Here is a 19,725-nt window from a genome sequence, read left to right on the forward strand (position 1 = left end):
AATGCCGCGCAAGACCAGGGCCTGCGCGGCAGGGTTGCGGCGGCCTGTCGGTCGAACTATCGATCAAATACCGCCTGCAGGTCCTTCTGCCCCGTCACGCCGGACTGCAGCGCCAGCATCAGCAGGATCCGCGCCTTGGGCGCGCGCAGGTCGTCGGCCATGACGGCGCCGGCCTCGAACGAGGTCTTGCCGCCGCCCTCGAAGCCGTAGCTGGGCATGACGCGGCCGTTGTGCACGCGCGTGCTGACGACCACGGGCACGTTCTTGCCGATGGCGTACTTGGCGGCATCGAGCATGGCGACGTTCATGTTGCCCATGCCCAGGGCGTCGATGACGATGCCCTTGACGCCACGGTCCACCGCCTGGCGCACGGCCTGGCCGTTGGCACCGCCGTACATGGGGAAGATTTCCACCTCGGGCATGGTCTGCGCCTGGATGGGCAGGTGCTGGCGGCGCGCGGGGGCGGAGGCGAAGCTGACGCGGTCCGGGTAGACCTCGCCCAGGAAGCCGAATTCACCCGAGCGGAAGGTCTCCACGTTGGCCGTGTGTGTCTTGGTGACGTAGCGCGCGGCGTTGATCTGGTTGTTCATGGCCAGCATGGCGCCCTTGTCGCGCGCCTTGGGGTCCACGGCGATGCGCACGGCGTTGAGCAGGTTGCGCGGGCCGTCGAAGTCGGACACCGAGGCATTGCGCTGCGCGCCGATGAGCACGACGGGCTTGGACGACTGCACGGTCAGGTCCAGCCAGAAGGCGGTTTCCTCCAGCGTGTCCGTGCCGTGCGAGACGATGGCGCCAGCCACCTCAGGGCGGGCCAGCGCGGCCTGTACGGCCTGGGTGAGCTGCACCCAGCGGGCCGGGTCCATGTAGTCGGAGGGCACGTTGGACAGGTTGTTGACCTGGATGCGCGCGTACTTGCCCACGTCGGGCACGGTGGCCAGCAGGTCGTCGCCCGAGATCGCGGGCACGGGCGCGTTCTTGACCGGGTCGATCTTCATGGCAATGGTGCCGCCCGTGGCGATGAACTGGACCACGGGCTTGTCCTGGGCGGCGGCGCTGGTAGCAATCATGGGCAGGGTGCAGGCAGTGAGCAGGGCGAGGGCGGTGCGGCGGAAGGCTTTCACGGGTGTTGTCTCCTTGTTGTGATGTCAAGGAGCATGCTAACCATGGCGTGCGGCCGGCCCGCGCTGCCGGCCCTGCGTGAAACCCCGATGGACAGGCGCGATCAGCGCGCATCAACGCGCATCAACGCATCAAAGCGCCAGCGCGGCCTCGATGTCCGTGGACAGCTTGGCCGGCGCATCCTGCGGCGCATAGCGGCGGATGACCTGGCCGTCGCGGCCGACGAGGAATTTGGTGAAGTTCCACTTGATGGCCTTGGTGCCCAGCACGCCCGGCGCCTCGGCCGTGAGCCAGCGGTACAGCGGGTGGGCATTGGCGCCGTTGACGTCGATCTTGCCCATGAGCGGGAAGCGCACGCCAAAGTTCAGGTCGCAGAAATTGGCGATTTCCGATTCGCTGCCCTTTTCCTGGGAACCGAACTGGTTGCACGGAAAGCCCAGCACCACCAGGCCGCGCTCGCCGTACTGCTCATGCAGCGCCTGCAGTCCCGCGTACTGCGGCGTGAAGCCGCAGGCGCTGGCGGTGTTGACGATGAGCAGCACCTTGCCACGGTAGTCCGACAGGGGAACGGCCTGGCCCGTGATGGAGGTGGCCTCGAAGTCGTAGGCCGAGCGGGGCGCGGCGGCGGTGTCATTCATGCGGTGCTCCTGAAGTGGAGCATCCATGGTAGCGCCGGGACACCCGGGGGCGCGCTGGCCGGGCATGGGGATGCGGACTTGTCTCACAGACAGCAGGCGGCCAAAAACTTACCTTGGAAGGCAACAGGCGGGCACAGCGGCCCGCCTGGTCCCGTTTCGCTGGCAGGTGTTTACAAGCCGCATAGGCGCATGCCTGCCGTAGTTTCCGTCCCACGATGAAGAGACCACCTATATGAACGCCAACAGCACCCCCACGAAGCAAGCCAAATCCAACCCCGGCAACGGCCACCTGGCGCTGGACCCCAAGGCCCTGGAGGCTGCCAAGCGCAGCCTGGACGATGGCGCCGTGACCCCGCATTTCGGGCCCTGGCGCGAGGACATCATCAAGCTGCTCAATGACTCGCTGGCCACCGAGCTGGTGTGCGTGATGCGCTACAAGCGCCATCACTTCACCGCCGTGGGTCTGGCCTCGCCGGCCATCGCCGACGAGTTCCTGGTCCATGCCAACGAGGAAATGGCCCACGCCGACAAGCTGGCCCAGCGCATCGTGCAGCTGGGCGGCGAGCCCGACTTCAACCCCCAGACGCTGACCCAGCGCAGCCATGCCGACTACAACGGCGAGACGGACCTGAAGGCCATGATCCGCACCAACCTGATCGCCGAGCGCGTGGCCATCGAGGCCTACAGCCAGATGATCGACCTGATCGGCGACAAGGACCCGACCACGCGCCGGCTGATCGAATCCATCCTGGAGCAGGAGCAGGAACACGCGGACGAGCTGTCCGACTGGCTGGAGAAATAAGCACTTCCCGCCAGTACACGCCAGCCCGACAATACCGGGGCTTGGCCCATAGGCAAGGCACCCCGCGCGAGCGGGGTGCCGCTTTTTTGGGCATTCTCTAGCCTTCGCGAAATGGTCCCGCCCTATCGGCCCTGATGTCCTGTCATCAGGGCCGTCTTGCAATATGCGCTTTTCTTTCAATGACTTGAAGCTGCCCGACGCTGTACTCGCAGCCTGGCAAAGGCTGCTGGCCAGCCGCATCGGCCAGCGCGTGGCGGCCCTGCCCTGGTGGCACCGCTGGCCCACCCGGCGCGAATGGCTGCTGTTCGCCGCTGCGCTGCCGCTGCTGTTCGCGCTGTATGTGCTGGCCCTGATCCCGTTCACGCCCGGCATCCGCGACATACGCAAGGCCAAGCTGGAGCAGCCAGCCCAGATCATGAGCGCGGATGGCAAGCAGCTCGCGCAGTTCAAGCGCAGCAACCGGCAGTGGGTGAAGCTCGACGAGATGTCGCCCTCGGTGATCAAGGCGCTGATTGCCACCGAGGACCACCGCTTCTACGAACACCACGGCATGGACTGGCGCCGCACGCTGGGCTCGGTGGTGCACACGCTGCGCGGCGATCCGCAGGGCGGCTCCACCCTCACCCAGCAGCTCGCACGCAACCTGTACCCGACCGAAATCGGCCGCGCGCCCACGCTCAACCGCAAGCTCAAGGAGGCGATCACGGCCTTCAAGATCGAGGCGCTCTACACCAAGGACGAGATCCTCGAGACCTATCTGAACACCGTGCCCTTCCTCTACAACGCCTTCGGCATAGAGATGGCGGCGCGCACCTATTTCGACAAGCCGGCCGCGCGGCTGACGGTGCTGGAAAGCGCCACGCTGGTGGGCATGCTCAAGGGCACGAGCTACTACAACCCCGTGCTCAACCCCGACCGCGCGCTGTACCGCCGCAACACGGTGCTGTCGCAAATGGTCAAGCGCGGCGTGCTGCAGGAGGCCGAGTTCGCCCAGCTCAAGAAGCGTCCCATGCGCATCAACTTCGAGCGCCAGGAAGAGCCCCTGGGCATGGCGCCGCACTTCGCGCAGCATCTGCGCAAGTGGCTGATCGACTGGGCCGACCGCAACGACTACAACATCTACACCGATGGCCTGGTGGTGCACACCACCATCGACTCGCGCCTGCAGAACTGGGCCAACCAGGCCGTGGCGCGCCAGACGCGCACGCTGCAGGGCGTGGCCAATGGCGCCTGGAGCCAGCGCGACGGCTGGAACGCCTCCAACCCGCTGGTGCAGCAACTCGTGCGAGAGACCCCCGCCTGGCGTGCCGCGCGCAAACGCGCGGACAGCCAAGGCAAGGACAAGGCAACGGACAAGGACAGCGAGGAAGACACCCTCAAGGCCCTGCTGGCCGACAAGGCCTTCATGAAGCAGCTGCGCGAGGACAAGACCCGCGTGCAGGCAGGCTTCGTGGCGCTGAACCCGGCCACCTCCGAAGTGCTGGCATGGGTAGGCAGCCGCGACTTCACGCAGGACGCCTACGACCACGTGCAGCAGGCACGGCGCCAGCCCGGCTCCACCTTCAAGCCCTTTGTCTATGGCGCCGCGCTGCAGCAGGGCGCCACCCCCGGCGACAAGCGCGTGGACAGCCCCGTGGAAATCCAGCTGGCCGGCGGCGAAGTCTGGCGCCCCACCGACGCCACGCCCCCCACGGGCCGCGAGATGACGCTGCGCGACGCCCTGGCCTACTCCAAGAACACCATCACCGCCGAAGTCATGCAGTCCGTGGGCCCCGCCCGCGTGGCACGCCTGGCCCGCGCCCTGGGCGTGCGCCAGAGCCCGCTGGACGAGGTTCCCGCCCTGGCCCTGGGCAGCAGCCCGGTGTCACTGCTGGAGATGGTCAACGCCTATGCCAGCCTGGCACACGGTGGCCGCTGGCTGCCACCCATGATGGTCACGCGCATCGAGGACGCCGACGGCAAGGTCATCGCCGAATTCAGCCCGCCCAAGCCCGAGCGCGCGCTGGACGAAGACCACGCCTACGCCCTGGTGGACATGCTGCGCGCCGTGGTGGACAAAGGCACGGCCGTGGCCGTGCGCCAGCGCTACGGCATCCACGCCGACGTGGCCGGCAAGACCGGCACCACCCAGGGCAATGCCGATGGCTGGTTCATCCTCATGCACCCGGAAATCGTCACCGGCGCCTGGGCCGGCTTCAACGACGCGCGCATCACCCTGCGCAGCGACCGCTGGGGCCAGGGCTCGCGCAGCGCCCTGCCCATGGTGGGAGACTTCATGTCCCGCGCCCTGCGCAGCCCCGTCATCGACGCCAAGGCCCGCTTCGAGCCACCCGAACAAAGCCACTGGTGGTCCGACATGGTCGGCCGCCTGCGCGAACGCATGCAGGGCTGGTGGCCCGACCAGCAGCCGCCCGCACAGCCCGGCCAACCCGCCACCCCGGAGCCGGCGCCGACCCCTGAACCCGCACCCGAGCCCACGGAGCCACCCGGCCCGGGCCTGTCGCCCGGCGAGGAAATCATAGAAAGCACCCCCGCCCTGCCCGCCCCCAACATCCCCCTCACCCAGGGCACGCTGGGCCCCACGGACCAGCGCGCAGTGCAGGAAGCCACCCCCGCCACGCCCGCCCTGCCCGGCGGCGAAGACGCCCCCGCAGGCACCGGCGTGGTGATCACGCCGATCCAGCCCTGACCCGGCTGGCTGTTGGCTGTTGGCTGTTGGCTGTTGGCTGTTGGCTGTTGGCTGTTGGCTGTTCCCCAGCCTCCCCCCTTCTGCCCACGCCTGCGTTGGGCGGGATGCGGGGTGGCAAGCCTGCCGAAGGACAGGCTTGCTTCGTTGTCTAGCTCGCCGTGATGTTTGAGTGAAGCGCGCAGCGCGCAACGAGTTTCACGGCGCACCCCGCATCCCGCACAACGCAGGTCGCCCGCAGCGAAGCGAAGGGTCGTGGGCAGTGGGGCGCGCTTCTTTGCCTACTTTCTTATCGCGCGATAAGAAAGTAGGTCGGCCGCCGGGCCGAAACCCGGCCTCGAAAAACAACCACCCGGCAGGGACAAATCCAGCGAAAGAACCAAAGCACAAAAAGTCACCGCGAAGTCCGCGTATGACTCACATTGGCATCCACAGTCCCAAACACCGTCACCCCACTGCCACTGGACGCCTGGCTCCCCGCAACATCCCCAGGCACCCCACCCGCACAGCCAGCCAGCCCCACACTCAGGGCCACCAGCACCATCGCGGCCAGCTCACGCATGCCGTATTTCATCGCAATCTCCTTGAACTCCGGCGCAACCGACCGGCACAGCCCATGTTAGCTGCGCCACCCTGCCGCCCCGTGAGCGAAGGTAATCACCCTTCGAGGTAAAGCGCGGCCAGCCGCTCGCGTGCCGCACTGTCGATGCCCAGCGCATCCCGCAGATACCCTTCCATCCCCCCGAAGTCGGCCCGCACCATGTCGGTGGCGGCCGCAAGGTAGGAGGCCTGCACGCGCCACAGCACATCCATCACTTCGGCTGGCATGGGGGCGAAGGTGGTAGCGGGCCGCTGGTAGAGCTGGTTGGTCAGCAGGTAGTCCTGCATCACGGTGTCCTCGTCCACGCCCAGCGCGGTGAGCAGCAAGGCGGCAGCCCAGCCCGTGCGGTCCTTGCCGGCCGTGCAGTGGAAGACCAGCGGATCCTGGCTGTCCAGCAGCAGCTGGAACAACTGTGCAAAGCGCGGTGCGTAGGCGTGCACGAAGCTGCGGTAGGTGTCCTGCATCAGCTCCTCGGCATGGGCGGCCGTGAGGTCGTTGCCTGCGGCGATCAGGGCACTGGCGCGCTGCACCACGGTGGGCTCGACGATGAGCGCATGGCGGGCAATGCCCGGCCATTCGTAGGCCAGGTGGGCGCTTTCCATCTTGCCCCGGAAGTCCGCGCTGCGCGCGAGCTTCAGGCCCTGCAGCACGTCCAGGTCCGCTGCGCTGAGGCCGGCCAGGTGGTCGGCACGGAACAGCGTGCGCCAGCGCACGCGCCGGCCATCCAGGCCCGCGTAGCCACCGAGGTCTCGGAAGTTGGAGGCGCCGTCCAGGCGGATGGAGCGCGAGGGCGCCGGGGAGGAAGCAGCGGCGGCAGCCGCTGCCGGGGTGAGCATTTCGGTATCCATACCCGCTAGATTAGCCCAAGCATGTGTTGCCCCCATGTCAGGCCGGCGACCCGCTGGTGTAGAGCTCAAACACTGCCCTCAAAACTGGCGCGCCCCAAAGCCAGGGACACCGAGGAAGGGCCTAAGCCGGCCGCGCCGCCCCGCACCGAGGGTGTCGTCCCCCTCCCTCGCGGAGCGAGTAGAGGGGGAAGGCGCGTAAGCGCCTCAGGGGGTGAGATGTTTCCCCACGATGCCGGCCAGCTCGAACATGTTCACGCTGTCCTTGCCGAAGACGGGCCGCAGCTTGTCATCGGCGCGGATGACGCGCTTGTCCTTGGGGTCCTGCAGGTTCTGGGCCTTGACGTATTCCCACAGCTTCTTGACCACCTCGGTACGCGCCACCGTGCCTTCGCCGATGACGGCGGCCAGGGCCGCGCTGGGCTGCAGCGTGCCGGCAGCCGGCTTGCGCGCAGTCTTGGTGGCCGTCTTTGCCGTGGTCTTGGCCGCGGCCTTCTTGGCAGGTGCCTTCTTGGCCGGCGCGCTCTTGGCGGCCGCCGTCTTGCGCGGCGGGTATTTGCTGTCGCGCTGCTCGAACTCGAAGTTCACCTTGCCGGCCGCGCCATCCCACACCAGGAAGGCCTTGAAGCTGCGGCGCGTGCGGTTGGAGACGAACTTGTCCAGCAGGTCGGTCTTGCCGGTCTGCAGCAGCTTTTGCATCTGCTCGCGCTCTATGGGCTGCTGCAGGATGATCTGCCCGCTCTTGAAGTCGCAGCTGGGCGTGGCCTGGGCCAGCGTGGGCACGGCCTTGGCGCAGACGTAGTTGCTGCCGTGCTCGAAGACGGGCGCGCCGCACTTGGGGCAGGGGCCCAGCGATTGCTGGCTGGCGAAGTCCACCAGCTCGCCCGTGTCTTCGGAAGCGGCGTCGTCGCCGAAGTCGAACTCGAGCTTGTAGTTGCCGCCTTCCTCATCGTGCACGATGGTGACCTCGGCCACGAAGGGCCAGCCTGCCTTGGAGCGAAAGCCGTCCAGAGGGCCCAGGCGGCGGTCGCGCAGCAGTTGCTCGGCCTCGGCCGTCTCGAAGGTGCGGCCTGCAGGCGACTTGGTGAACGAGAAGCCGCAGCCCGCGCCCTGGCCGTCGCTGCCCGTGCAGCCGTAGCGGCGGTAGTTCTCCTTGACCACGCCGCCGCAGTTGGGGCAAGGCGTGGACAGGGTGGCGTAGTCGCCGGGCACGGTGTCTCGGTCGTATTCCTTGGCCTTCTTGACCAGCTTTTCCGTCATGGACTGGATCTGCTGCATGAAGGCATCGCGCGAGAGCTGGCCCTTTTCCATCTGGGCCAGCTTGTATTCCCATTCACCGGTGAGGTCGGCGCGCGAGAGCTCTTCCACGCCCAGGCCGCGCAGCAGCGTCATGAGCTGGAAGGCCTTGGCCGTGGGAATCAGCTCGCGGCCTTCGCGCAGCATGTACTTTTCGGTCAGCAGGCCTTCGATGATGGCCGCGCGCGTGGCAGGCGTGCCCAGGCCCTTTTCCTGCATGGCCTCGCGCAGCTCGTCGTCCTCCACCTGCTTGCCCGCGCTTTCCATGGCGCCCAGCAGCGTGGCTTCGGAGTAGCGCGCGGGCGGCTTGGTCTTGAGGCCCTTGGGATCGACCTGGCCGGCGCGCGGCTGCTCGCCGGGCTGCACCGCGACCAGGGGCTGGCCCTTGTCGCCGTCCTTGCCGCCTTCGACCTCGTTGGCGGCCTCCTTGCCGTAGATGGCCAGCCAACCGGGCTTGACCAGGATCTTGCCTTCGGTCTTGAAGCTGTGCTGCTCGACCTTGCTGATGCGCGTGGTCACCTGGTGCTCGGCACTCGGGAAGAACACGGCCATGAAGCGGCGCACGACGAGGTCATAGAGCTTTTGCTCGGCCTCGGACAGGCCGCTGGGCGCCTGCGTGGTCGGGATGATGGCAAAGTGATCCGACACCTTGCTGTTGTCGAAGATGCGCTTGGTCGGGCGCACATAGTTCTCGTCCAGCGCCTGCTGGGCAAAGGGTGCCAGGTGGCGCATGCCGCTGCCGGCCAGCATGGCGAAGGTCTGGTGCGCCACGGGCACGTAGTCCTCGGGCAGGGCGCGCGAGTCGGTACGCGGGTAGGTCAGGGCCTTGTGGCGCTCGTACAGGCTTTGCGCCAGCGCCAGCGTGGTCTTGGCCGAGAAGCCGAACTTGCCGTTGGCCTCGCGCTGCAGGCTGGTCAGGTCGAACAGCAGCGGGCTGGCCTGGGACGTGGGCTTGGACTCCTCGGTGACCTGGGCTGGCTTGCCGCGCACGGCGTCGGCGATGGCCTGGGCGTCGCGCTGGTTCCAGATGCGGTCGGCGCGGGCTTCCGCATCCTCGCTCTTCTTCCATTGGGGATCGAACCACTTGCCCAGGTACTGGCCGGCCTGCGCGTCGAAGGCGGCATGCACTTCCCAGTAGTCGCGGCTGACGAACTTGCGGATCTTTTCCTCGCGCTCCACCACCAGGGACAGCGTGGGCGTCTGCACGCGGCCCACGGTGGTCAGGAAGAAGCCGCCGTCGCGCGAATTGAAGGCCGTCATGGCGCGCGTGCCGTTGATGCCCACCAGCCAGTCGGCCTCGGAGCGGCTGCGCGCCGCGCTGGCAAGGCCCTGCATCTGGCTGTCGCTGCGCAGGTTCTGGAAGCCGTCGCGGATGGCCTGCGGCGTCATGGACTGCAGCCACAGGCGCTTGACCGGCTTGCCCAGGCCCTTGCCGTCCGGCTTGGCGCCTGCGGCGTACTGCTCGATCAGGCGGAAGATCAGCTCACCCTCGCGGCCCGCGTCGCAGGCGTTGATGAGTTCGGTGACGTCCTTGCGCTTGGCCAGCTTGACCACGGCATTGAGCCGGCTCTTGGTCTTGTCCACGGGCTTGAGGTCGAAATACGGCGGAATCACCGGCAGGTTGGCAAAACTCCATTTGCCGCGCTTGACGTCGAATTCCTCGGGCGCCTGGATTTCCACCAGGTGGCCCACGGCGCTGGTCACGACGTAGTGCTCGCTCTCGAAATATTCATCGTGCTTGTCGAATTTGCCCGCCACCGGAGTCAACGCGCGGACGATGTCCTGCGCGACCGAAGGCTTCTCAGCAATCACCAGGGTCTTTGTCATTGTGTGTACTCGTCATTCCCCGCAGGAGCTGCATGTCGCATGCCTGCGCTTCTACAATCCATGGCTCACGCGTGTACGTACGTGTACGCGCACGCGCATGTGTGCCTATTCAAGTTATCAGAGAAAACATGCCCCGCACAGCTTTGGCCCCTTCCGGCGGCCGCCGTATCCAGACCCGCCGCTCGGGTGTCCATGGCAAGGGCGTCTTCGCCGTGCAGGATCTTGCCGAAGGCGAGGTCCTTGTCGAGTACGTAGGGGAAATCGTCAGCTGGCAGGAAGCCCAGGACAGGCACCCGCACGACCCCAGCCAGCCCAACCATACCTTCTACTTCCACATCGACGAAGACCGCGTGATCGATGCCAACTACGGCGGCAATTCCTCGCGCTGGATCAACCACAGCTGCGCGCCCAACTGCTACACCGACGAGCGCGATGGCCGCATCTTCATCGTCGCACTGCGCAACATCGCCGCCGGCGAGGAGCTGAGCTACGACTACGGCCTGATCATCGACGAACCCTACACCAGGCAGCTGAAGGCCGAGTATCCCTGCTGGTGCGGTGCGGCCACCTGCCGCGGCACGCTGCTGGCGCCCAAGCGCGGCTGGCGCCCGCCCATGCCCGGCGATGCGTTGCCGGCCGGCGCAAAGCCGAAATCGGAAAAGTCTGAAAAGGCAAAGCGGCCCCAAAAACAGCAGGCCCAAGCGCCAAAGCCTTTGGGCAAACCCACCCAAGAACCGAAGAAAAAATCCGGCACATCCTCGACAAAGGCGGGCGCATGATGGCTTCGTCCCCCATCCACTGGCCTGCGGAGTCGCTGTGGCAGGCCATCGAGCCGCAACTGCCGGGCTTTTCCGTGGAGATCGTGCCCAGCATCGGCTCGACCAATACCGAGCTGATGGCACGCGCCCGCGATGGCCGCAACGAACCCGTGCTGCTGGTGACCGAAGTGCAGACCGCCGGCCGGGGCCGGCTGGGCCGCCAGTGGACCAGCGGCGTGGGCGATTCGCTGACCTTCTCGCTGGGCATGCCGCTGGCGCCTGCCGACTGGTCCGGCCTGTCGCTGGCCGTGGGCCTGAGCGTGGCGCAAAGCCTGCAGCCGCAATTGCCCGCCCCGGGCTCGCAGCGCCCGCGCATCGGCCTCAAATGGCCCAACGACCTGTGGATCGACGGCGACCGCAAGCTCGGCGGCATCCTGATCGAGACCGCCAGCTTTGTCGGCAGCGCCGCGCATGAGCCCGGCACGCCGCGCTACGTGGTCGTGGGCATCGGCCTGAATGTGCGCCCCCGCCCCGGCGACGGCATGCGCACGCCGCCGGCCAGCCTGCTGGAACTGGACGAGCGCCTGGACGCGCCCACCGCCCTGGCCTGCGTGCTGCCGGGACTGGTGTCCGACATCCAGGCCTTTGCCGCCCAGGGCTTTGCGCCGCTGGTGGACCGCTTTGCCCAGCGCGACCTGCTGCGCGGGCGCGCCGTCAATCTCAGCGACGGCGAAAGCGGCATGGCCGAAGGCGTGGGCCGCGATGGCGCGCTGCTGGTGCGCACGGCGCGCGGCCTGCAGGCCATCACCAGTTCGGAAATCAGCGTGCGGCCGGCTGCTGTAGGCTAGAGCGATTGATGCACTAGGCCCGCCGAGAAACGACATGCTGCGAATTGCCTTTCTGCTGCTGGTGCTGGCCAATGCCGGCTACTACCTCTGGAGCCACGGCCAGCTCCAAGCCCTGGGCCTGGCCCCCCCGTCCACGACCGAGCCCGAACGCCTGGCCCAGCAGGTGCGCCCCGAGGCGCTGAGCCTGCTGAGCGTGGACAACGCATCCACCACGCCCTCACCGGCCGCCGCCCCGTCCACGCCAGCGCCGGCCTCCACCCCGGCAGGCGGCGAGGAGCCCGCCCCTGCACCCAGGCCCGCCCAGGCTGCAGGCCAGCCCACCAGCTGCCTGGTGGCCACGGGCATCGAAGACCGCCATGCCGAGGCGCTGCGCCGCGGCCTCATCGCCCAGGTCGCCAGCGACCAATGGGACCTGAGCAGCACGCACCAGCCGGGCCGCTGGATGGTTTACATGGGCAAGTTCCCCGACGCCGAATTCCTGGAACGCAAGCGCGCCGAACTGCGCGCCCGCAAGATCGATTTCGACCGTGCGGGCGGCGCGCTGGAGCCGGGCCTGTCGCTGGGCCGCTTTTCCACCGAGGAAGCGGCCACGCGCGAGCTGACCAACTTCGCGCGCCAGGGCGTGCGCACGGCCCGCGTGGTGCAGGAGCGCCCCGACATCACGCTCTACACCCTGCGCCTGCCCCAGGCCACGGCCGCACTGCGCAGCCAGGTCGAGGCCATGGGCGGCAAGGCCTTCGAGGGCAAGCCGTTCAAACCCTGCTGAACCCGTTGGGCACGCCATGCGAAAAGGCCCGCGATCACAGGATCGCGGGCCTTTTTCATTTCAGCCGCCGCGGGTCAGAGCGCGCGCGGGTCGGTGGCCATGAGCTGCTCGACCAATACCTTCAGATCGGTGGTCAGGCGCAGGTAGCCGGCCTGGTCCAGTTCCAGGGTCTGCTCGTTCATGTAGAGCTTGCGGTTGATCTCGATCTGGATGCTGTGGCGGTGCTCGGCAGGCTTGCCGTAGCGGCGCACCAGCTCCACGCCCTTGTAGGGATGGTTGTAGTCCACGCTGTAGCCGCGCTCGCGCAGGAAGGCGCAGATGCGCTCGGACAGCGCGGGGCTGGCCGTGCTGCCGTCGCGGTCGCCGATGACGAAGTCGGCATGCACCAGGCCCGGGTGCAGCGTGGCATGGCTGGCGGCGACGGAAGGCATGGAATGGCAGTTGATGTGGATGCTGTAGCCATGGCGCGCATGGGCGGCGTCAATGGCGCGCTCCACGGCGGCGTGGTAGGGCTTCCAGCAGCGCTCGATGCGCTGCAGCAGCTCGGAGGCCGGCAACTGGCGGTCGTAGATGGGCACGCCCTCGTCGGTGAACTTCCAGATCAGGCCCTTGCCCAGGCGAACCTTCTGCAGCACGACCTGGTCGGTGGTGACGGGCAGCGGCCAGTCGCCTTCGATCATGGTGGTGTCGATCTCGGTGGTGTCGCGGTTGGCATCCAGGTAGATGCGCGGGAAATGCGCCTCCACCCAGCCCACGCCCATGCCTGGCGCAAAGGCATAGATCTTCTCCACATGCGTGTCCTCGGCCTGGCGCAGCGTGGCCAGCGGCAGGCAGGAGCCGAAGTCCTGCGGGTAGACCGTGCCGCTGTGCGGCGAGTCCAGCACCACGGCGCTGGTGCCGGCCACGCTGGTCACCATGGGCTGCGCGGCATCGGCCGCGCCGGAGCCTGCCGCGCCGGGCAGGGATTGCAGGAAGTTCTGACTGATCAGTCGCAGGACGGGATGCATGAGGAAGTGGTCTATCTCGGTTACGCATTGCACCGCTGCGCTGCGGCCAGCCCGCCATGAAACTGGCGCGTCCCAGGCCAGGGACGCCGAGCAAGGGCCGCCCCGCAGCGAGGGCGTCGTCCCCCTCCCGCGAAGCGAGAGAGGGGGAAGGCGCGAAGCGCCTCAGGGGGAGCCTTTAATCCAGCTGGATCTGGGCCGTGGCGGCAATCTTCTTCATCTTGGCCACTTCGCTGGCGATCTGCTTGGTGAAAGCATCGCTGCTGGTGCCGGAGATGTACAGGCCCTGGGCAGCCATGCGCTTTTGCACGGCCGGGTCCTTGAGCGCGGCCGCGATGGCCTTTTGCACGCGGGCGATCTGCTCGGGCGGCGTGCTCTTGGGGGCCACGAGGCCGAACCAGGAAGGATCGTTCAGGTCGGCGTGGCCGGCTTCGGCGTAGGTCTGCACATCGGGCAGCACGTCCAGGCGCTCATGCCAGGACACGGCCAGGGCCTTGACCTTGCCGCCCTTGATGTGGGGCAGCGAGGACGCGACCTGGTCGAAGTACACGGGCACCTGGCCGCCGAGCACGTCGTTGATGGCCGGGCCTGCACCACGGTAGGGAATGTGCTGCATCTCTGTGCCCGTGCTCTTCATGAACTGGGCGCCCCACATGTGGCCGATGGTGCCGTTGCCGGGCGTGGCGAAGCTGACCTTGCCGGGGTTGGCCTTCAGGTACTTCACGAACTCGGCAAAGTTGTTGGCAGGCACCAGCTTGGGGTTGATCACGATCACGCCGGGCGCCTTGACGATCTCGGTCACGCCGACGAAGTCATTGATGGCGTCGTAGGGCAGCTTCTTGAACACGGCAGGGTTCACGCCATGGGTGGACAGCGTGGCAATGCCGAAGGTCACGCCGTCGGTGGCACGTGCCACTTCGGCCATGCCGATGGAGCCGCCGGCGCCGGCCTTGTTCTCGATCACCACCGCCTGGCCGCCCAGCAACTTGGGCAGCACGTCCTGCATGTTGCGCGGGACCATGTCGGTGGAGCCACCAGCAGGGAACGGAACGACGATGCGCAGGGGACGGGTGGTTTCCTGGGCGAAGGACATTCCAGGAACGACAGAAGAAGCGGCGATGGAAGCAAGGAAATGGCGTCGTTGCATAGGATCTTTCTTACAAACAAGGTCAGATTAAAAGAAATCTGCTCACAAAAAAAGCAAATACTGTGCCTGTTAATATTCCGAACAGGAATAGTTTCATCATATCCCTGTCATGAGTTTGCGCCGCCTCAACCCGCCCATACATCTGCTGCGCGCCTTCTCCACCGTGGTGCGCTTCGGAGGTGTCTCGCGCGCGGCCGAAGCCTTGCACTTGACGCAAAGCGCAGTCAGCAAGCAGATCCAGGAGCTGGAGAAGTGGGTGGGCGTGCCGCTGTTCGAACGCGAGCGCAAGCGCTTGAGCCTGACGCCTGCGGGCGAACGCTACGAGCGCGCCGTGCGCGCCCTGCTGGGCCAGCTGGAGGCGGCCACCCTCGAACTCATCACCAGCGATGACAGCCGAGGCGCGCTGCACCTGTCATCGCTGCCGACTTTCGCGGCCAAGTGGCTGATCCCCAGGCTGCCCCAGTTTCAGCAGCGCTATCCACAGATCACGCTGCACTTTGTACCCTACGTACACAGCTACCAATTTGACAGTCCGGGTCTGGACTGCGCGATTTTGTTCGGGGACGGGCATTGGAGCGGCGCGCACGCCCACTATCTGGTGGGCCGCCAGGTGGCGCTGATCGCACCGCCACATGGCACGGGCCCCGAGGCGCGCATCACCACGCCCCAGGACGTGGCGCGCTGCACGCGGCTGCGCCACGTGACCATTGCCGACGCCTGGGCGCGCTGGAGCGAGGCCCACGGCATCCACGGCATCAGCCCGCTGGCGGGCCCGCAGTTCGACCAGTTCCAGACCATCATCCGCGCCGTGATGGCGGGCATGGGCATCGCACTGGTGCCACGCTGCCTGGTGCTTGACGAGCTTGCCGCCGGCCTGGTGAACGAGCCCCTGCCCCAGCACGGCTACCAGAGCGCCCTGGGCTACTGGCTGTGCTATCCGGCCGACCGTGCCAACCATGGCACGCTGGGCATCTTCCGCAACTGGTTGGTGGACCATGCGGCGCAGACACCGGGACGGGTGGCGATGGCCCCTGTAGCCCCCGATGCCCCTGCGGCAGCCGGTCAGGCGCCACCTATGCCGCAGGCTTAGGCGGCGGCGGCGAGCGCAGTGCCGTGAAGCGCACGCTGAAGCGTGCGCCCGGTGGCTGCTGGCCCGGATGCGCATCCTCCAGCACCACCTGCCCGCCATGCTGGCGCGCAATCTCCAGCACGATGGGCAGGCCCAGGCCCGAGCCATCGGCCTCCGAGCCCAGCACGCGGTAGAACGGCTGGAACACCAGCTCGCGCTCGGCCTCGGGCACGCCCGGCCCCGAATCCTCCACCTGCAGCAGCAGGACCTGACCAAAAGGATCGGCCAGCACACGCACGGTGACCATGCCCGGCCGGCTGCTGGTGGAAGGCGTGTAGTTGATGGCGTTGTCCACGAGGTTGCGCACCAGCTCGGTCAGCAGCGTGGCATTGCCCTGCAGCCAGACGCCGGTGGCCGATGACTCGGCGCCGTCGTATCCCAGGTCCACATGCTTGTCCATGGCGCGCGGCAGGCAGTCGCGCACCACGTCGGTGACGATGCGCACCAGGTTGCAGGGCTGCATGGCCAGGCCGCGGCCCACGCCGGCGCTCTCGGCGCGCGCCAGCGCCAGCAACTGGCTCACCGTGTGCGTGGCGCGGATGCTGGAGCGCGCAATCTGTGCCAGGGACTGCCGCAACTCCTCCGTGCTCACGCCCTCGCGCTGGGCCAGTTCGGCCTGCATGCGCAGCCCGGCCAGCGGTGTCTTGAGCTGGTGGGCCGCGTCGGCCAGGAAGCGCTTTTGCGTAGCCAGCGAGTCGCCCAGGCGGCCCAGCAGGTCATTGACCGAATCCACCAGCGGCACGACTTCCAGCGGCACGTCCTTGTGGTTGATGGGCGAAAGGTCCTCGGGCCGGCGCGCGCGGATGCGCTCCTCCAGCCGGTGCAGCGGCTTGATGCCGCGCGCCAGCGCCAGCCACACCAGCAGCGCGGCCAGCGGCAGGATGACGAACTGCGGCAGCATCACGCCCTTGATGATTTCCGTGGCCAGCACGCTGCGCTTTTCGCGCGTCTCGGCCACCTGGACCAGGGCCTGCGGTTCGCCCGGCAGGGGCATGCGCACCCAGACATGGGCCACGCGCAGATCGATGCCGCGAAATTCCGCATCGCGCAACTGCACGGTGCCGCCGGACGGCAAGCCTGGAGGCGTCGCGCCAGTCAGAGCCTCGTCGGGTTCGGGCGGCGGCGGCAGGTCGCGCTCGCCGGCCAGGTATTCGCCCTTCACGCCCAGCACCTGGAAATACACGGTGTCCGATTCGTCGGCACGCAGGATCTCGCTGGCCGACTGCGGCAGGTTGAACAGCACCTTGCCGTGCTGCACCATCACCAGCTGGGCCAGCGCCTGGGCGTTGTATTCCAGCGCGCGGTCGAAGGGTTTGTTGGCCAGGCCCTGGGCCACCAGCCAGGTCAGCGCCAGGCTCACGGGCCACAGCAGCAGCAGCGGCGTGAGCATCCAGTCAAGGATCTCGCCGAACAGGGAGCGCTGTTCACGCTGGAAGATTTTCATCGGCGGGCAGCCCCTTACGACGGGTTCACGGCCCCGCGGCAACCACCACTATGCGCAGGCAAGCCAACCCGGGCCTGACAGCCACGGCAGCGGCCTCAGGACGCGATCTTCTCAAGGCAGTAGCCCAGGCCGCGCACGGTGGCGATGCGGATGGGGCCGCGCTCTATCTTCTTGCGCAGCCGGTGGATGTAGACCTCGATGGCGTTGTTGCTGACTTCGTCGCCCCACTCGCACAGGCGCTCGACCAACTGGTCCTTGCTGACCAGCCGGCCGGCCCGCTGCAGCAGCACTTCCAGCAGGCCCAGCTCGCGCGCCGACAGCTCGACCATCTTGCCGTCGATGGTGGCCACGCGGCCGGCCTGGTCGTAGACCAGCGGGCCGTGCTTGATGGTGCTGCTGGCGCCGCCCATGCCGCGCCGCGTGAGGGCGCGCACGCGCGCCTCCAGCTCGGACAGCGCAAACGGCTTGGCCATGTAGTCGTCGGCACCGTAGTCCAGCCCCTGCACGCGCTCCTCCACGCTGTCGGCCGCCGTGAGGATGAGCACCGGCAGCGCATCGCCGCGGCCGCGCAGTTTCTTGAGCACTTCGAGACCGTGCATCTTGGGCAGGCCCAGGTCCAGGATCAGCAAATCGAATTCGCTGCTGGTCATCAGCGCGGTGTCGGCCTCGCTGCCATTGGCCACATGGCTGACCACGGCGCCCGAGCCGCGCAGGCTGCGCAGCAGGCCATCGGCCAGGACCTGGTCGTCTTCGGCAATCAGAATGCGCATGGGGGATGTCTCCTGTAATGCAGGCGCGCTCTGGGAGTTGGAAATGCGCGCCTTTAATTCCCAGGATTCTAGGATGCGCCCCGCAGCGCGGGCAGGGACCTTACCCGAGTGAGCCGCCGCCCGCGTAGGCCTCCAGCCCCAGCGCCACCACGGTGGCGATGTCGTCGCCGACTTCCTCGCGGAATTCGGCCTCGGCCTGGGAGACGGCGTCATGGAAAGCCTGCAGCCAGGCCAGGCCCGCTGGCGTGAAGCGGATGCGGCGCGCGCGCGCATCGCGCTCGTCGCTCTCGCGCGTGACCAGGCCCCAGGCCTCGCACTGGGTCACCAGGTCGCCCATGGACTGCTTGGTCATGCCTGCGCGCTCTGCCAGGTCCGTCAGCCGGTCGCCAGCCAGCGACAGATGCCGCGTGATGTGGATATGGGCCGCCCCCACCTTGTCGCGCGCAGCGAGGTTGGACAGTGCCAGCGGCACCTCAACATCGCGCGCCATGAGCTGCAGCACACGCGCGTCGAACCGCCGCATGGCATGGCCGAGCAACCGGCCCAGGTGGGTCTGGCGCCAGGCGTCGGCGGGCGGCGTGACAGGGGAAAGCTCACTCATGGATGCATTGTGAAGGCAAATCCAACAAGTCAGGAAAACTGACCAAAAACACCAACAAATCAAGGCAGCAAGCCCATAAACTACTGTTCAAGCATCCAGCCTGAATGCAAATACAGAGCTGAATCCATACCCAACCCAGGAGTCCGCATGAACACCGCCGTCACCACCGCCAACAGTGAAAAAGCCAAGGCCCTGCAGGCCGCACTCGCCCAGATCGAAAAGCAGTTCGGCAAGGGCACGATCATGCGCCTGGGTGAAGGCGAAGCCATCCAGGACATCCAGGTCGTCTCCACCGGCTCGCTGGGCCTGGACATCGCCCTGGGTGTGGGCGGCCTGCCCCGTGGCCGCGTGATCGAGATCTACGGCCCTGAATCCTCGGGCAAGACCACGCTGACGCTGCAGGTCATCGCCGAAATGCAAAAGCAGGGCGGCACCTGCGCCTTCATCGACGCAGAACACGCACTGGACACCAGCTACGCCCAGAAGCTGGGCGTGAACCTCAACGAAGTGCTGATCAGCCAGCCCGACACCGGCGAGCAGGCCCTGGAAATCGTGGACAGCCTGGTGCGCTCGGGCGCCGTGGACATGATCGTCGTGGACTCGGTGGCCGCACTGACACCCCGCGCCGAAATCGAAGGCGAGATGGGCGACCAGCTGCCCGGCCTGCAGGCCCGCCTGATGAGCCAGGCGCTGCGCAAGCTGACCTCCACCATCAAGAAGACCAATTGCATGGTCATCTTCATCAACCAGATCCGCATGAAGATCGGCGTGATGTTCGGCAGCCCCGAAACCACCACGGGCGGCAATGCGCTGAAGTTCTACGCCTCGGTCCGCCTGGACATCCGCCGCACCGGCACCATCAAGAAGGGCGACGAAGCCATCGGCAACGAAACCAAGGTCAAGGTCGTCAAGAACAAGGTCTCGCCCCCGTTCAAGACCGCCGAGTTCGACATCCTCTTCGGCGAAGGCATCTCGCGCGAAGGTGAAATCCTGGACATGGGCGTCAACGCCAAGATCCTCGACAAGTCGGGGGCCTGGTACGCCTACAACGGCGAAAAGATCGGCCAGGGTCGCGACAACGCCCGCGAATTCCTGCGCGAGAACAGCGGCCTGGCCGTGGAGATCGAGAACAAGGTGCGCGACAGCCTGGGCATTGCCCTGCTGCCCACGGCCGGCGGCGATGCCCCCGAAGCCAAGGCTGCCAAGGCGGGCAAGGCCAAGGCCGACAAGGACGGCGTGATCGAAGCCTGAGCGCCCAGACCCCTCACAGCAGGCGCCGCAGCGCCTGCGCACACTGTGTTTGCCATCTTGGCGCAGGCTCACGTCTGCGCCTTTTTTATCGCCGGGACGCCCCAAGGCAAAAAAGCGGCCCCCTTGGGGGGCAGCGGACCTTGCGCAGCAAGGGGAGCGTGGGGACCTTTTTTATTCGGGATGATTCAGGAGA

Annotated in this window: 16 protein-coding genes; 7 read left to right on the forward strand and 9 right to left on the reverse strand. The window is 67.1% G+C overall.

Going from position 1 to position 19,725, the window contains the following annotated elements; genetic code table 11:
- Positions 1-56: 56 nt before the first annotated feature.
- Positions 57-1,121 carry an asparaginase gene (locus tag U6958_RS32020; RefSeq protein WP_016452086.1) on the reverse strand — a complete coding sequence of 355 codons (1,065 nt, stop codon included), beginning with the start codon at positions 1,119-1,121 and terminating at the stop codon, positions 57-59.
- A gap of 129 nt (positions 1,122-1,250) precedes the next feature.
- Positions 1,251-1,757 (reverse strand): glutathione peroxidase, encoded by a 507-nt coding sequence (locus U6958_RS32025; RefSeq protein ID WP_074920877.1) that lies wholly within the window; start codon positions 1,755-1,757, stop codon positions 1,251-1,253.
- Between the two features lie 232 nt (positions 1,758-1,989).
- On the opposite strand from U6958_RS32025, the gene U6958_RS32030 reads away from it, so the two are divergent.
- Positions 1,990-2,559 carry a bacterioferritin gene (locus tag U6958_RS32030; RefSeq protein WP_017405563.1) on the forward strand — a complete coding sequence of 190 codons (570 nt, stop codon included), beginning with the start codon at positions 1,990-1,992 and terminating at the stop codon, positions 2,557-2,559.
- 163 nt (positions 2,560-2,722) lie between these two features.
- Entirely contained in the window at positions 2,723-5,248 is a 2,526-nt protein-coding gene (locus tag U6958_RS32035; RefSeq protein WP_074920878.1) for a penicillin-binding protein 1A, read from the forward strand.
- A gap of 654 nt (positions 5,249-5,902) precedes the next feature.
- On the opposite strand, the gene U6958_RS32040 is transcribed toward U6958_RS32035, so the two are convergent.
- Positions 5,903-6,682, reverse strand: coding sequence for a tyrosine-protein phosphatase (locus tag U6958_RS32040; RefSeq protein WP_016449410.1), 780 nt, complete (start codon positions 6,680-6,682; stop codon positions 5,903-5,905).
- A gap of 216 nt (positions 6,683-6,898) precedes the next feature.
- Entirely contained in the window at positions 6,899-9,814 is a 2,916-nt protein-coding gene (locus U6958_RS32045) for a DNA topoisomerase III (RefSeq protein ID WP_034368856.1), read from the reverse strand.
- A 128-nt stretch (positions 9,815-9,942) separates the two neighbouring features.
- Between U6958_RS32045 and U6958_RS32050 the strand changes: the two genes are divergently transcribed.
- From U6958_RS32050 to U6958_RS32060, 3 genes are read left to right on the forward strand one after another with little or no spacing between them, the layout of a single operon-like run.
- Positions 9,943-10,593 (forward strand): SET domain-containing protein, encoded by a 651-nt coding sequence (locus U6958_RS32050; RefSeq protein ID WP_074920879.1) that lies wholly within the window; start codon positions 9,943-9,945, stop codon positions 10,591-10,593.
- On the forward strand, positions 10,590-11,420 hold the full coding sequence (locus U6958_RS32055) for a biotin--[acetyl-CoA-carboxylase] ligase (protein ID WP_016449407.1): 831 nt from the start codon (positions 10,590-10,592) through the stop codon (positions 11,418-11,420). The genes U6958_RS32050 and U6958_RS32055 overlap by 4 nt, the downstream gene beginning before the upstream one ends.
- Before the next feature lie 34 nt (positions 11,421-11,454).
- A complete protein-coding gene (locus U6958_RS32060; protein WP_017407049.1) occupies positions 11,455-12,186 on the forward strand; it encodes a hypothetical protein in 732 nt (243 codons plus the stop codon).
- A 74-nt stretch (positions 12,187-12,260) separates the two neighbouring features.
- Here U6958_RS32060 and U6958_RS32065 read toward each other — a convergent pair whose 3' ends face one another.
- Both U6958_RS32065 and U6958_RS32070 read right to left on the reverse strand, forming a co-directional pair.
- The gene (locus U6958_RS32065; RefSeq protein ID WP_047218928.1) at positions 12,261-13,193 is read right to left on the reverse strand and encodes an N-formylglutamate amidohydrolase; all 933 of its coding nucleotides are present in this window, start codon (positions 13,191-13,193) and stop codon (positions 12,261-12,263) included.
- Between the two features lie 175 nt (positions 13,194-13,368).
- Positions 13,369-14,337, reverse strand: coding sequence for a tripartite tricarboxylate transporter substrate binding protein (locus U6958_RS32070; RefSeq protein ID WP_026062916.1), 969 nt, complete (start codon positions 14,335-14,337; stop codon positions 13,369-13,371).
- Positions 14,338-14,446: 109 nt separating this feature from the next.
- Between U6958_RS32070 and U6958_RS32075 the strand changes: the two genes are divergently transcribed.
- Complete coding sequence (locus U6958_RS32075) at positions 14,447-15,427, forward strand: LysR substrate-binding domain-containing protein (protein ID WP_016454232.1); 981 nt, start codon at positions 14,447-14,449, stop codon at positions 15,425-15,427.
- Here U6958_RS32075 and U6958_RS32080 read toward each other — a convergent pair.
- The 3 genes from U6958_RS32080 to U6958_RS32090 form a co-directional block, all read right to left on the reverse strand.
- Positions 15,411-16,910 (reverse strand): sensor histidine kinase, encoded by a 1,500-nt coding sequence (locus U6958_RS32080; protein ID WP_074920880.1) that lies wholly within the window; start codon positions 16,908-16,910, stop codon positions 15,411-15,413. The two genes, U6958_RS32075 and U6958_RS32080, sit on opposite strands and share 17 nt — an antisense overlap.
- 95 nt (positions 16,911-17,005) lie before the next feature.
- Positions 17,006-17,680 (reverse strand): response regulator transcription factor, encoded by a 675-nt coding sequence (locus U6958_RS32085; RefSeq protein WP_012202808.1) that lies wholly within the window; start codon positions 17,678-17,680, stop codon positions 17,006-17,008.
- Between the two features lie 100 nt (positions 17,681-17,780).
- Entirely contained in the window at positions 17,781-18,281 is a 501-nt protein-coding gene (locus tag U6958_RS32090) for a MarR family winged helix-turn-helix transcriptional regulator (protein WP_017407164.1), read from the reverse strand.
- A 147-nt stretch (positions 18,282-18,428) separates the two neighbouring features.
- On the opposite strand from U6958_RS32090, the gene recA reads away from it, so the two are divergent.
- A complete protein-coding gene (gene recA / locus U6958_RS32095; RefSeq protein WP_016454235.1) occupies positions 18,429-19,532 on the forward strand; it encodes a recombinase RecA in 1,104 nt (367 codons plus the stop codon).
- Positions 19,533-19,725 lie beyond the last annotated feature (193 nt).

This window comes from Delftia lacustris (assembly GCF_040267515.1).
Taxonomy (GTDB): Bacteria; Pseudomonadota; Gammaproteobacteria; order Burkholderiales; family Burkholderiaceae_C; genus Comamonas; species Comamonas tsuruhatensis.